Below are 12,814 nucleotides of genomic sequence, written 5' to 3'. Positions count from 1 at the left end.
CTCAGGGCTGTTGTCCGGGACGGCCGGCCTGCGGCGGCGCGGCGTGCCAGAAATCGAAAAAATTGAACCAGTTGTAGGGTGCGCTGCGGCAATGCCGCGCCAGCAGTGCAGCATAGCGCGTCACGGCCTCATGCACCGCCTGCGTGCGGCCGCGCGGCGGCAGCGCGGAGAAGTCCGCGAGCGCCTCGAAGTGGACGTCGTAGCGGTTGCCGCCGCGGTACAGCCCCGCCATGAACAGCACCGGGCGCTTGAGCACGGCGGCCATGCGAAAAGGCCCCAGCGGCAATTCGGCCGGGGCACCCAGGAAGTCGACCGGATAGGTATCGTCAGTGCCCAGTGTGCGGTCGCCCAGCATGCCGACCACGGCGCCCTGGTCCAGCAGGGCGTGCACGCGGATCATGGAGTCGATGTGCCCCAGCGCTATCACGTCCATCTGCGCCTGGGGATTGATGGCACCCATCGCGGCGTTGATCTTGCGCGCGTTGTCCTCGTACATCGCCATGGCGATGCGCAGCCCGGGCTGGCGTCGCCCGATGGCGCGCAGCACTTCAAAACTCCCCAGGTGGGCGCCTATGAGGAAGACGCCTTTCCCGCCGGCCACCGCCTCGTCGATCAGCGCCTGGTTGTGCACCCGGATGTCGAACAGGTCGAAGCGGTCGTTGAGCAGGAAGACGCGGTCGTGCACGGCCGAGGCGAAACTCAGGAAATGCCGGAACAGGTGGCGCCAGCCGACGGCGGCGGGCGAGGATAGCTCGAGCACGCGGCGCAGGTAGTTGCGCGACATGCGGCGTGCCGTGGGCGCGAAAGCCAGGAAGTAGGCCGCGATGCCGTACAGGATGGCGCGGCTGGCGCGGCGGCCCAGGCCCAGGGAGATCAGCGTCATCACGCGCAGCATGAAGACGCTGCTGCGCTCAGGCTGGCGCCGCCATTCGGCCGCCGATGCCTGGGTGTCCGGCTGCGGCGCGTTCATGGCGGGGGCAGCGGCAGCAGGGTGCCGGTGGCGACTTTTCGCGCGCCGCTGCGGATCTCGAAATGCGTGCCGCCGCGGGCGCCGGCCGTGCAGGTCATCGTGAGGGTTTCGCCGGGGCCCACGGGGCTGAGGAATTTCGCCGCGCTGATCTGGCAGGCCTGCGCGGCCGCGTCCGATTGCTGCAGCGCATGCACGGCGGCGTCGAGCAGCAGCACGCCCGGCACGATGGGGTTACCGGGGAAATGCCCGGCAAAGGCCGGGTGGTCGGCCGGCACCACAAAACTCGTTTCAGCGTTCATGGCCGGGCCTTTTGCGAAGATGCTCGCGCGCCAGGGCCAGCAGGGCCTCGCGCGGCAGTTTGCCGGTGCTGTTGCGCGGCAAGGCCTCCAGCAGCACCAGCGGCCGGGGAATGAAGATGGCGTCTATGCGCTCCCTCAGCGCCGCCAGCAGGGCGGGTGCCGCCAGGCCGGGCGCCACCACAAAAGCCATCAGCCGCACCACGCTGTCGCCGTCCTGCTCGTCCGGCATGAAGAAGGCGCCGTCGAGCACGCCCGGTATGGCGGCCAGCTGGTGGTTCAGGTAGCCCAGCGAGCTTCGTTTGCCGGCGATGTTGACCAGGTCGGCGGTCCGGCCGTGCAGCAGGAAGCGGCCTTCGGGCAGCACTTCGAGCTCGTCGGCCAGGGGTGTGGCCTGCTCGACATGGCCGCCCGCCGCCCAGGTTTGGCCCAGGCTGGCGCTGAGCGCTACGTCCGGGAACAGCGTCCAGGCCTGGCCCTGGCTCAGGCGCCGGGTGGCGATCTGCCCGGTTTCGGTCGATCCGTAGATTTCAAGCAGCGGGGCCTGCAGCCGGGTTTCGGCGGCCAGCGCCAGCTGCGGCGGCAGGGCGGCGGTGGCGGACAGCAGCAGGTCTATGGGCGGGATGTCCAGGCCCGAAGCGAGCAAGGCCTTCAGGTGCACCGGCGTGGTCACCAGCATGCGCGGGCGCGCCGCCTCGGCCAGCGCGGCGCAGATGTCGGCCGGGTAAAACGGGTGGCCCGCGCCGAGCACGCCGCCACCCTGCAGAGGCAGCAGCACGGTGGATTCGAAGCCGTACATGTGCTGGGGCGGCACGGTGGCCACGATGCTGTGCCGCTGCTCGCCGAGCAGGCTGAGGCGGCCGGCTTCGGCCCGGGCGCCGCGCACCAGGCTGCCCCAGCTTTTGCGGTGCGCCACCGGCACGCCGGTGGAGCCGGAGGTGAACATGATGGCCGCGACACGCGAGGCGGGAATCTGCGGGACTTCCCATGCGCCGCCCTGGGCCTGCGCTTGCGGCGCGGCGCCCGCCATCGCCTCGGCCCAGGCCAGTTGCGGCAGCGCCAGCGACTGGGCCTGGTCCGACAGGCAGAAGACGTCGGGCGCAAAGGCCTGGATCTGCCTGACCATTTCCGGCGTCAGCGTGGGCGGCAGCAGGCTGAGCTTGTCGGCCAGCAGCGCGGCCGCCATGCCGACGGCAAAACGGTAGCGGTCCGCGCAGGCGTTCAGCACATGCCGGCCCGCCGGCAAGGCCGCGGCCAGCTGCCTGGCGTCGGCCAGAAATTGCCCGGCGCTGACGGGCTGGCCGTGGCGCAGGGCCAGCAGGTCCTGCTCGCGGGTGTGGGCCAGCAGCGGCAGGCTGGTCATGGCCGGGGCGCGTGGCGCTGTGAAGCCTGCCGGTAGGCCCGGATCGCCTCCAGCGGGCCGGCGCGCTCCCCCGGGGGCAGGACGTAGCAGCGCGCGGCGTATTCCGCGGCAAACATCAGCCCCAGCAGCGGAATGCCCAGCAGGTAGGCAAAGGTGGACCAGACCGCCATGGGCGCGAACCAGAACAGCAGCAGGGACATCCCCGCGATGCCGGCGAAATACAGGGTCCAAGCCCAGGTGGCGGAGCGGGTGTAGGCGCTGATCGCCGGTGTGAGCTCTCCGTGCACGATGCGGGCGAACTGCGAAATCATGGGGGTTCGGCCGCGCGCCAGCGTGCGGCCGAAGGTGGCGCCCAGCAGTGTGTAGCTGCCTGCGTGCTCCAGAAAAAACACCCAGCCGTAGTGCGAGAGCAGCCAGTCCCTGGCGGCGTAAAACCCAAGGCAGGCCAGCGCGCACAGGGCCAGCATGGCCGGGCGCTGCGGTGAACGCCAGGCCAGCAGCAGGGCCAGCGCCAGCAGGGGCAGCACGGCGACCGATGCCTGCAGCAGGCCCGGCGTGGCCGAGGTGGCGGCCAGGTGGGAGGCCAGGGCGTAGCCTATGCCCAGGGCCAGCGCGCCGCCCCAGCGCCAGGCCTGGCCAAACCGCGCCGCCCCGCTGCTGTTCACTGGGTTCGCCAGGCGGCGATATGGTCGCCCAGGCTGCGCAGCGAGTGGAAGATGGCGTGGTTGTCTTCGTGGTCGGCCCTGAGCTGAAGGCCGTAGTGCTTGGAAACCACCAGCGCGATCTCCAGGATGTCGATGGAGTCCAGTCCCAGGCCGTCGCCATACAGGGGCTCGTCGGGCTGGATCTCATCGGCGCTGACTTCCAGGTTCAAGGCGCTCACCACCAGTTCCGCGACTTCGCGCAGCAGGGCTGCGTCGGCCGACGCGACAGAGGCTTTGACAATGGATTCAGGCATGGTGCTCGCTAGGTACGGGGAAGGGTCTGGAGGACAGGGGCGCCGCGCACGCGCCGCCCTGCTTGAACCAGAAATTTTAGCCGAGGCGACAGGGGCGAAACCCTCTTCGCGGCTTGTCGCGGCCTTTGCCTACAGCACCTGGCGCTGGATGGGCGCTTGCGCCGCGGCCGCGGGGCCCGAACCCCAGGCCAGCACGCGGGCCTGGGTCAGGCGCAGTTCCCGCGCCATGGCGCAGGCCAGGTCGAGCCGGCGCAGCAGCCAGGGCGTGAGGTCCAGGATCATCAGCGGATCGGGCCGGGGCTGGAAAGGCTGGCCGGCGACGGCCGGGCCGGCTTCGGGCGCGGCGGCCCCGGCGCCCGAGAGCTCGGCCTCTATGCAGCCGGCGGCCCGCGCCAGCGCGGGCCTGACCACCGCGAGGTTGAGCTGGGCACGGTGCAGCAGCAGCAGCGATTTGACGGCCGTGAGCTGAGCCAGCAGCTGGTAGCTGCGCGCCTGCAGGGCCTCGAGCGGCTCCAGCGCCGGGCGTACCTTGTGGGGTTCGGCCAGGCTGCGCTGGGCGGCCAGGGTGAGATCGGACAGGCTGTTGTAGGCCTCGCGCCGCGCCAGCCGCCAGGGCAGGTCGGACGCCCGGGCCTCGTCGAGCAGCGCGAGCGCCAGCTGCGCGTGCCTGGCCTGGGCGCCGGTGCTGCGCAGCACCAGTGCCGGAAGCTGTTTGCGCTCCCAGGCCGGCAGCACGTAGCTGAACAGCCAGGCGATCAGCGCGCCCAGCAGGGTGTCGGCCAGGCGCTCGGCCATGGCGAAACCGGGCTCCACGCCGGACAGCAGCAAATGCGCCTGCAGCAGGCCGGCCACGGTGGCCGCGATGGAGGTGAAAAGGTAGCGCCGCAGCGCGAAGGCATGCGCCAGGCCCATGCTCAGCGCGATCACGCCGAACAGGGTGCGGGCGCCCGGGTGCGGCGCCAGCACGGCCATGACCAGCGCGCAGCCCAGCAGCGTGCCGGCCACGCGCGCATTGCGGCGCTGCACGGTCTGCGCCAGGTTGCCGCGCATCACCACCACGATGGTCAGCAAGATCCAGTATTCATGCGCCACCCAGGGCAGGCGCAGCGCCACCGCATAGCCGGCCGCCACGGCCAGCGTGCAGCGCAGGGCGTAGCGCAGGATGGGGGCGCTCCAGCTCAGCTGGCCCAGCAGCGGCTTCCAGGACCAGTGCACGGTGCTGACGAAGAGCTGCCACTGGGTGCGCACGGCCGACAGCCCGGGCGGGATGTCGCCGCGCGCCAGCGCCGCCATCTTCACGGCCTCATCGTTGATGTGGCCTATGCGGTCGGCCATGTTGTGCAGCAGCGCCAGCGGGTCGGTGGTGTCGACCAGCAGCGGGTCGGGTGCCAGAGGGTCGGCGCGTTTGGTGCGCGGCGGCAGCGCGCCGGCGAGTTCGGGCCGCAGGTCGGTGATGGCGGCGACCGCCGCGCCGCGCCGGCCCAGCAGCAAGTCCATGCCCAGGGTTTCGAGCCGCGCGGCGGTGCTGTCCAGCGCCAGCTGCAGGGCGGGCAGCACGGCCACGGCGGCGCTGTGCTCCAGCAAAAAATCCAGGTCCAGGTCGCAGGCGAGCTGGTGGTCGCGCGCCTCCAGCAAGCTCAGCAGCATGGCCGCCAGGCGCTGGCGCTCCGGCGTGGTGGGCGACTCCAGCACCAGGTCGCGCGTGTTCTGCAGGTGGTCGGCCAGCGCGGCCTGCTGCTGCAGCATGCGCGCCAGCAGCGCGTTGTGGTCGGGCCGCGGGCCGAAGCGCTGGGACTGGGTGCGCAAAATCTGCGCGAAGCTGTGCAGGCATTCGGCCAGCAGCTGCGCGCGAAAGCGCCGGTTGAGCACATGGGTGGTGAACACCGCCCACAGCAGGTAAAGCCCGGCGCCGGCGACAAACCAGGCGCCGTGCAGCGCGATCTGCTGCAGCGAGGCGGCCGGCGGCGCGGCCATGGAAAACAGCGTGGAAAACAGCAGTGAAAAACAGATGGGCCCGCCGCGCTTGCCCCAGGCCATCATCATCACGGCCAGGAAAGTGGCGGCTGCGACCACGATGCCCAGCAGCAGCTCGTCGTGGCGCACCAGCTGCACCAGCGTGAAGAGCGGCGCGCCCAGCAGCGGCGCCGGCAGCATCTGCATGATCTTGCGCCGGCGCGGCGCCGGCACGTCGGGCAGGCTGGTGATCATCACGCCGACGGCGGCGGTGGAGGCGGCGGCCAGCCCGGCGGCCTCGAAGATGGCCAGCATGATGAGCACCAGGCCCAGCGACACCGTCAGGCCGTTGGCGACGTACTGGCTCAGCAGCACGTGCAGGCTTTTGTGCAGCCAGCCCCGCACCCGGCGCTGCAGGCGGGTCGCCAGCGTGGCTGGGGGGGTAAGGTCGGGCCGGTTCATGGTGTGCCAGAGCACACTTTAACGAAACGCATGAACCTTTCCCAAAAGAAAAAGCCCGCGAAGCGGGCTTTGTTTAGAAAGGCGCGTCCGGCGCCTTGGGGGCGGTATCGCCGGCCTTGATGCGCTTGGCTTTGAGCGTGGGCTTTTCGGCCGGGGCGGCGGGCGCCGCGCTTTCCTCGGCGCCTTCCTCGGCTTCCTGTGCCGCGGGCGTGTCCTGCAGGGCCTGGCGCACCACGGCCTTGTCGCCGGCGCCGGCGAACTTGCTGTATTTGCCCAGGGTGGCCACCAGCTGGCCGTAGACGCGCGGGTTGCCGGCCACACATTCGCCGTGGTCCATGAAGTCGGCTTCGCCGGTGAAGTTGCCGATCAGGCCGCCGGCCTCGGTCACCAGCAGCGAGCCGGCCGCCACGTCCCAGGGCTTGAGGTTGGCTTCAAAAAAGCCGTCGCTGAAGCCGGCGGCCACATAGGCCAGGTCCAGCGCCGCGGCGCCGGGGCGGCGCACGCCGGCGCTCTGGCTCATGACTTCGCCCAGCATGTTGAGGTAGGCCTTGAGCTTGTCGCCGGGGCGGTAGGGGAAACCGGTGGAAATCAGGCATTCCTGCAGGCGCGTGCGTTTGGCCACGCGGATGCGGCGGTCGTTCATGTAGGCGCCGCGGCCCTTGGTGGCGCAGAAGATGTCGTTGCGGGTGGGGTCATAGACCACGGCCTGCTCGACCTTGCCCTTGACGGCCAGCGCGATGCTGACGCAATAGACCGGGAAGCCGTGAATGAAGTTGGTGGTGCCGTCCAGCGGATCGATGATCCAGACGTAGTCGGAGTCCTTGGCGCCATGCTCGCTGCCCGATTCCTCGGCCAGGATGCCGTGGCCGGGGTAGGCGCTCAGCAGGGTTTCGATGATGGCGGCCTCGGCGGCCTGGTCGACCTCGGTGACGAAATCGTTGGTCTGCTTGACCGAGACGCGGACCGCCTCGACGTCAAGGGCCGCGCGGTTGATGATGGCGCCGGCAGCGCGCGCAGCCTTGATGGCCACGTTGAGCATGGGATGGAGATTGCTGGACATAACTTGTAGGGAAGAACGGGATAAACCGGCGCCGGCGATGCGGGCGGCGGGCAACGGGGGCTATTTTCCCATAAATGGGATTTCCCCCGGTTTTTGGCCCGCCGGGCCGGGCCGGCAGGCGCTTCTAGGACAATCCAGCCCATGCGTACCCGATTTGTCCTGATCAACACCAGCCATGCCGGCAATGTCGGCGCCACCGCCCGCGCCATGAAAACCATGGGTTTTGACGACCTGGTGCTGGTCGCGCCGCGCTGGGCCAATGTGCTGAACCGCGAGGAAACCATACAGCGCGCCAGCGGCGCGCTCGATGTGCTCAAAAACGCCCGCATCGTCGCCACGCTGGACGAGGCGCTGGACGGCATGGCCCACCTGTGCGCCACTGCCATGACGCCGCGCGACTTCGGCCCGCCCACGCGCGCGCCGCGCGAGCACTTCACGGCCTTGCTGGGCGGTGGCCTGCCCCAAGGTACAGCCCCCGCCAGGCCCGAGTCAGTGGCTTTTTTGTTCGGCTCCGAGCGCTTCGGCATGCAGAACGAGGATGTCTACCGCTGCCATGTGGCGCTGAGCATCCCGACCGACCCGAAATTCGGCTCGCTGAACTTGGGTGCGGCCGTGCAGCTCATCGCCTACGACTGGCGCCAGGCGCTGGGCGGCTTCAGCGTGCAGCCGGCGACGACCGAACCCACGCAGGCCGACGCGGCGGCGGTGGCCGGCATGCTCAGACACTGGGAGGAGGCGCTGGCCGGCATAGGCTTTCTGGACCCGGCCTCGCCTAAAAAGCTGATGCCCCGGCTCAACCAGCTGTTCAACCGCGCCCAGCTGAGCCCCGAGGAAATCCACATCCTGCGCGGCGTGGCCAAGGCCATGCTGCAAAACGCTGCCATGGCCGCCCAAATGCCGCCTAAAGACAGCACGCCAGCACGGTCTGCGGACGGCCACTAAACTCCCACCATGTTTTCCCGACTCCGCTCCGACATCCAGTGCATCCTCGATCGCGATCCCGCCGCCCGCACGGCCTGGGAAGCGCTGACCTGCTACCCGGGGCTGCATGCCCTGGTGCTGCACCGCCGGGCACACTGGTGCTGGAACCACGGCTTCAAGTGGCTGGGCCGCTTTATCTCGCATGTTTCGCGCTGGATGACGGGCATTGAAATCCACCCCGGCGCCAAAATCGGCGAGCGGGTGTTTTTTGACCACGCCATGGGCGTTGTCGTCGGCGAAACCGCCGAGATCGGCGACGGCTGCACGATTTACCAGGGCGTGACGCTGGGCGGCACCTCGCTCTACAAGGGCACCAAGCGGCACCCGACCCTGGGCAAGGACGTGGTGGTGAGCGCCGGCGCCAAGGTGCTGGGCGGCTTTGTGGTCGGCGACGGCGCCAAGATAGGCAGCAATGCGGTGGTGATCAAGCCCGTGCCGGCCGGGGCCACGGCCGTGGGCATCCCGGCGCGCATCATTCCGTCCAAGACCGGCGAAAGCGCCGACGTCACGCCCACCCCGTTTTCGGCCTACGGCATCACGCTGGAAGACGACCCGCTGTCCCAGGCCATGCACGGCCTGATCGACACCGCGGCCGGCCAGGAGCACCAGATCGCCCTGCTGTGGCAGGCGATTGAAAAGCTCTCCGGCCCGCAAACCGCCATGAGCAAGGACTGCGTGCCCAAGGACGCGGCGCTCACGGAAACCTTCGAGGCCGACAAGCTCAACCAGCTGGTTGGCAAGTAGGGCCAAAAAAAAGGAAGGGGTGGCCCTTCCTTTTTTGTTTTTTCGCCCCGGGGCGGTCAGCGCATCAGTTGATCAGGCGCAGCGCGAAGGGCACACGAAAGGTTTTGCCGTTGGAGGCGCCTATCGCGCCCATGACGCAGAACACCAGGTGGCAAATGCCCAGTGCCACAAACACCAGGAAGCCGATCAGCACAAAGGTGAGGATCATCGCCGCCACATAACCTATGGCCGCCGTGATGGACCAGTTCAGCGCCTCCTTGGACTGGTCCAGGATATAGGCGTCGTCCTTTTTCACCAGGTAAACGATCAGGCCCGGGATAAAGCCCAGGAACAGGGTTCCTATCCAGATCAGCACGGCGGTGTTTTTCGAGTCCTTGCCCGGCGTTTCAATCAGCTCGTCCATCTCAGCTCCTCGCGTTGTAAAGCCCGAATACTACGTGAGAAAAACCGGCGGGCCGAAAACCCGCGGCGGCAAGGCTCAGCGCGGCGGGCGCTGGGCGCTTTTGGGCCTGAAGGCCTGGCACACGGCCTCGTCGGTTTCCAGGTAAGGGCCGCCTATCAGGTCTATGCAATAGGGAACGGCGGCAAAAATGCCCGCCACGGCCTGCGAACCGTCGGGGTTTTTCAGCCCCTCCAGCGTTTCAGCGATCGATTTGGGCTGGCCGGGAAGGTTCAGGATCAGGCTTTTGTCGCGAATGACCGCGCACTGGCGCGACAGGATGGCCGTGGGCACAAATTTCAGGCTGATCTGCCGCATCTGTTCGCCGAAACCGGGCATTTCCTTGTGGGCCACGGCCAGCGTGGCCTCGGGCGTCACGTCGCGCGGCGCGGGGCCGGTGCCGCCCGTGGTCAGCACCAGCGAGCAGCCGGCGTCGACCAGCGCGATCAGCGCGGCACTGATGCCGGCCTGCTCGTCGGGAATCAGGCGTTCTTCAAAGGTGATGGGGTTGCGCAGCGCGCGCGTGAGCCACTCTTTAAGCGCCGGCAGGCCTTTGTCGACGTAGACGCCGGCCGAAGCCCGGTCGCTGACCGAGACGATGCCGATCCTGACGGCGTCAAAAGCCTGGCTCATGCCTGGGGCTCCTCGGGCTCTCCCGGCCCCTGGGCCATGGCCTGGCGTACCAGCTGGAAGATTTCGCGGTAGGACTTGCCGTGGCGCGGCGCTTCACCGGGTTTTTCGGGCTTGGCGTCCTTGCGGGCCTGGCGCACCAGCGCGCGCAGTTGTTGCGAATCGGTGCCGGGATATTCCCGCAGCCAGTCGCCCAGCGTGGCGTCGTCGGCGATCAGCTTGTCGCGCCACTGCTCGGCCAGGTGCAAGGCCAGCGTCAGGTCGGCTGAGCCGTTGAGCTGTTCGTTGATCGCCTCGCGAATGGGTTCAGGGTCCAGCGGGCGCATCAGCTTGCCGATGAACTGCATCTGGCGGCGCTTGCCCTCGAAATTGGTGATCTTTTTGGCGTCGGCGATCGCGTCGCGCAGTTTGTCGGGCAGGTCCAGGCGCGCCATCAGGTCGGCACGCAGGGTCAGCAGCGCTTCACCGAGCGCCTGTTTTTCGTCGGCCTCGGCCTTGAGCTGGGTTTTGCTGGGCGGGCCGGCTTCCTCGAGCGCGATTTCCTCGGGTTTGACGAAGCGGCCGTTGGACCAGTAGCCCTTGATGGCCTTGGGAGTCTTGTTGTTCATGGCAGTCAGTATCATAGCTACCCATATGACCCAAAAAGCTTCCTCTCGCGCCAGCGGCGCCAAACGCGGCGCATCCCGGCCCTCCCAACAGCCTGAAAGCGGCTTCAGCTACCACCGCGATTTTTTCGAGGACCTCGTCGACACCGCCCTGGGGCACGCCAAAAAACTGGGCGCCACGGATGCCGCGGCCGAGGCTTCCGAAGGCTGCGGCCTGTCGGTCAGCGTGCGCAAGGGCGAGCTGGAAAACGTCGAGCGCAACCGCGACAAGTCCCTGGGCATCACCGTCTACATCGGCAAAAAGCGCGGCAATGCCGCGACCAGCGATTTCTCCAAGGCGGCCATAGAGCAGACCGTGAAAGCGGCCTACGACATCGCGCGCTTCACGGCCGAAGACGAAACCTCGGGCCTGCCCGACGAGCGCGACATCGCGCGCGTGCACCCCGAGCTGGACCTGTTCCACCCCTGGGCCATAGACTCCGAACAGGCCGCGCAGCTGGCCCTGCAGTGCGAGGCCGCAGCCCTGGGCACCAGCCGCCTGATCACCAACAGCGAAGGCGCGGGCGTGTCGGCCCAGCAAAGCCATTTCTTCAGCGCCCACACCAAGGGCTTTCGCGGCGGTTATGCCAGCTCGCGCCACAGCATCTCGGTGGCGCCCATCGCCGGCAAAGGCGACCAGATGCAGCGCGATGCCTGGTACAGCTCGATGCGCGATGCGGCTGAACTGGCGCGCCCCGAGGCCGTGGGCCGTTATGCCGCCGAGCGCGCGCTGGCGCGCCTGAAAAGCCGCAAGATTCCGACCACGCAGTGCCCGGTGCTGTTCGAGTCGCCGCTGGCCGCGGGCCTGCTGGGCGGCTTTGTGCAGGCCGTGAGCGGCGGCGCGCTGTACCGCAAAAGCACCTTCCTGGCCGACAGCCTGGGCAAGCCGGCTTTCCCCAAACACATCGACGTCGCCGAAGACCCGCACCTGCGCAAAGGCAAGGGCAGCGCGCCTTTTGACGAGGAAGGCGTGAAGACCCAGGCGCGCAAGGTGGTGGCCGGCGGCCGTGTCGAGGGTTATTTCCTGAGCACCTATTCGGCCCGCAAGCTGGGCATGCGCACCACCGGCAACGCCGGCGGCTCGCACAACCTGATACTGACCAGCCGGCACACGCGCCCGGGCGACGACCTGGACGCCATGCTGCGCAAGCTGGGCCGCGGCCTTTTTGTGACCGAACTGATGGGGCAGGGCGTGAACTACGTGACCGGCGACTACTCGCGCGGCGCCTCGGGCTTCTGGGTCGAAAACGGCCGCATCGCCTTCCCGGTCGAGGAAATCACCATCGCCGGCAACCTCAAGGACATGCTCATGGGCATTGAGGCCGTGGGATCGGACGCCTACAACTACGGCGCCAAAACCGTGGGCTCCATCCTGGTCAACCGCATGAAGGTGGCGGGCAGCTAGCCTCCCCGATGATCCTGCCCGCCGAGACCCTGGCGCTGGCCGCGGCGGCCACCTGGGCCTGCTCCAGCCTGCTGTCGGCCTCCGCCGTCGCCCGCATGGGGGCTTTTGCCTTCAGCCGCTGGCGCCTGGCGTTTGCCTGCGCGATGCTCTGGGCCCTGGCCTTCGCCACCGGCAGCTGGCGCGGCCTGCAGCTGAACGGCGCAGGCGTGCTGGCCCTGTCGGGCGTGATCGGCATATTTGTCGGCGACACGGCGCTGTTCGCCTGCATGGGCCGGCTGGGGCCGCGGCGCTCCGGCATCTTGTTTGCCACGCATGCGCTGTTTTCCGCGGTGCTGGCCTGGCTTTTCCTCGGTGAGACTTTGTCGGGATGGGGTTTGCTGGGGAGCGCCTTGCTGGTGGCCGGCGTGATGACGGCGATTGCCTTCGGCCGGCGCGAAACCGAGCTGCACCACTGGGAGTCCACCAAAGGGCGGCTGGCCGTGGGCATTGCCCTGGGCCTGGTGGCGGCGCTGGGCCAGTCGGTGGCCACGCTGATGCTCAAGCCGCTGATGCAAAGCGGCATGGACCCGGTGGCGGCCTCGGCGGTGCGCATGAGCAGCGGCTTGGCGGCCCATGCCGTGCTGCTGTTCAGCGGCTGGCGCGTGGTGCAGGCCACGCAGTCGCCGCGCTGGGTGGATCTGGGCTATACCTTCGCCAGCGCTGCGCTGGGCATGACTTTGGGTATGACGCTGATCCTCAAGGCGCTGCAAAACGGCAGCGCCGGCATGGTGGGCATGCTGTCGTCCGTGACGCCGGTGCTGCTGTTGCCCTTGCTGTGGTGGGTGTATCGCCGCCGGCCCGCCCTGGGCGGCTGGTGCGGCGCCTTGCTGACGGCCGCAGGCTGCGCCTTAATTTTGTTGCGCCACTGAA

General features: G+C 68.6%; 12 protein-coding genes and 1 pseudogene. 4 read left to right on the top strand and 9 right to left on the bottom strand.

Features of this window, described 5'->3' with window-relative positions; translation table 11 throughout:
- Position 1: 1 nt before the first annotated feature.
- The 6 genes and pseudogenes from ACEN9P_RS02405 to ACEN9P_RS02380 all read right to left on the bottom strand — a co-directional run bounded on the left by ACEN9P_RS02405 (position 2) and on the right by ACEN9P_RS02380 (position 7,062).
- Positions 2 to 970, bottom strand: a complete 969-nt coding sequence (locus ACEN9P_RS02405) for a lysophospholipid acyltransferase family protein (RefSeq protein ID WP_495620967.1) — start codon at positions 968 to 970, stop codon at positions 2 to 4.
- Positions 967 to 2,629 (bottom strand): annotated as a pseudogene (locus tag ACEN9P_RS02400) (AMP-binding protein). Before ACEN9P_RS02400 ends, ACEN9P_RS02405 begins: the two are co-directional and overlap by 4 nt.
- On the bottom strand, positions 2,626 to 3,294 hold the full coding sequence (locus tag ACEN9P_RS02395) for a COG4648 family protein (protein ID WP_495620966.1): 669 nt from the start codon (positions 3,292 to 3,294) through the stop codon (positions 2,626 to 2,628). The pseudogene ACEN9P_RS02400 and the gene ACEN9P_RS02395 overlap by 4 nt, the downstream one beginning before the upstream one ends.
- The gene (locus ACEN9P_RS02390; RefSeq protein ID WP_074577154.1) at positions 3,291 to 3,587 is read right to left on the bottom strand and encodes a phosphopantetheine-binding protein; all 297 of its coding nucleotides are present in this window, start codon (positions 3,585 to 3,587) and stop codon (positions 3,291 to 3,293) included. The genes ACEN9P_RS02395 and ACEN9P_RS02390 overlap by 4 nt, the downstream gene beginning before the upstream one ends.
- A 129-nt stretch (positions 3,588 to 3,716) precedes the next feature.
- A complete protein-coding gene (locus ACEN9P_RS02385; RefSeq protein WP_495620965.1) occupies positions 3,717 to 6,002 on the bottom strand; it encodes an FUSC family protein in 2,286 nt (761 codons plus the stop codon).
- 73 nt (positions 6,003 to 6,075) lie between these two features.
- A complete protein-coding gene (locus tag ACEN9P_RS02380) occupies positions 6,076 to 7,062 on the bottom strand; it encodes an inositol monophosphatase family protein (protein ID WP_477663836.1) in 987 nt (328 codons plus the stop codon).
- A 141-nt stretch (positions 7,063 to 7,203) separates the two neighbouring features.
- On the opposite strand from ACEN9P_RS02380, the gene ACEN9P_RS02375 reads away from it, so the two are divergent.
- Together ACEN9P_RS02375 and cysE are read left to right on the top strand one after the other, a co-directional pair.
- Positions 7,204 to 8,004 carry an RNA methyltransferase gene (locus tag ACEN9P_RS02375; RefSeq protein ID WP_477663835.1) on the top strand — a complete coding sequence of 267 codons (801 nt, stop codon included), beginning with the start codon at positions 7,204 to 7,206 and terminating at the stop codon, positions 8,002 to 8,004.
- A 9-nt stretch (positions 8,005 to 8,013) separates the two neighbouring features.
- Positions 8,014 to 8,787, top strand: coding sequence for a serine O-acetyltransferase (gene cysE, locus ACEN9P_RS02370; RefSeq protein WP_477663834.1), 774 nt, complete (start codon positions 8,014 to 8,016; stop codon positions 8,785 to 8,787).
- Between the two features lie 64 nt (positions 8,788 to 8,851).
- On the opposite strand, the gene ACEN9P_RS02365 is transcribed toward cysE, so the two are convergent.
- The 3 genes from ACEN9P_RS02365 to yjgA form a co-directional block, all read right to left on the bottom strand.
- Positions 8,852 to 9,190, bottom strand: a complete 339-nt coding sequence (locus ACEN9P_RS02365; protein ID WP_477663833.1) for a DUF4870 domain-containing protein — start codon at positions 9,188 to 9,190, stop codon at positions 8,852 to 8,854.
- A gap of 75 nt (positions 9,191 to 9,265) precedes the next feature.
- The gene (mog, locus tag ACEN9P_RS02360; RefSeq protein WP_477663832.1) at positions 9,266 to 9,859 is read right to left on the bottom strand and encodes a molybdopterin adenylyltransferase; all 594 of its coding nucleotides are present in this window, start codon (positions 9,857 to 9,859) and stop codon (positions 9,266 to 9,268) included.
- The gene (gene yjgA / locus ACEN9P_RS02355; protein WP_477663831.1) at positions 9,856 to 10,464 is read right to left on the bottom strand and encodes a ribosome biogenesis factor YjgA; all 609 of its coding nucleotides are present in this window, start codon (positions 10,462 to 10,464) and stop codon (positions 9,856 to 9,858) included. Before yjgA ends, mog begins: the two co-directional genes overlap by 4 nt.
- Positions 10,465 to 10,489: 25 nt before the next feature.
- Between yjgA and pmbA the strand changes: the two genes are divergently transcribed.
- Both pmbA and ACEN9P_RS02345 read left to right on the top strand, forming a co-directional pair.
- Positions 10,490 to 11,905, top strand: coding sequence for a metalloprotease PmbA (pmbA, locus tag ACEN9P_RS02350; protein WP_477663830.1), 1,416 nt, complete (start codon positions 10,490 to 10,492; stop codon positions 11,903 to 11,905).
- Positions 11,906 to 11,913: 8 nt separating this feature from the next.
- Positions 11,914 to 12,813 (top strand): DMT family transporter, encoded by a 900-nt coding sequence (locus ACEN9P_RS02345; protein WP_477663829.1) that lies wholly within the window; start codon positions 11,914 to 11,916, stop codon positions 12,811 to 12,813.
- Position 12,814: the final 1 nt, after the last annotated feature.

It is taken from the genome of Polaromonas sp. Polasp52 (genome assembly GCF_059491565.1).
This window is presented reverse-complemented; position numbering and strand designations above follow the sequence as displayed.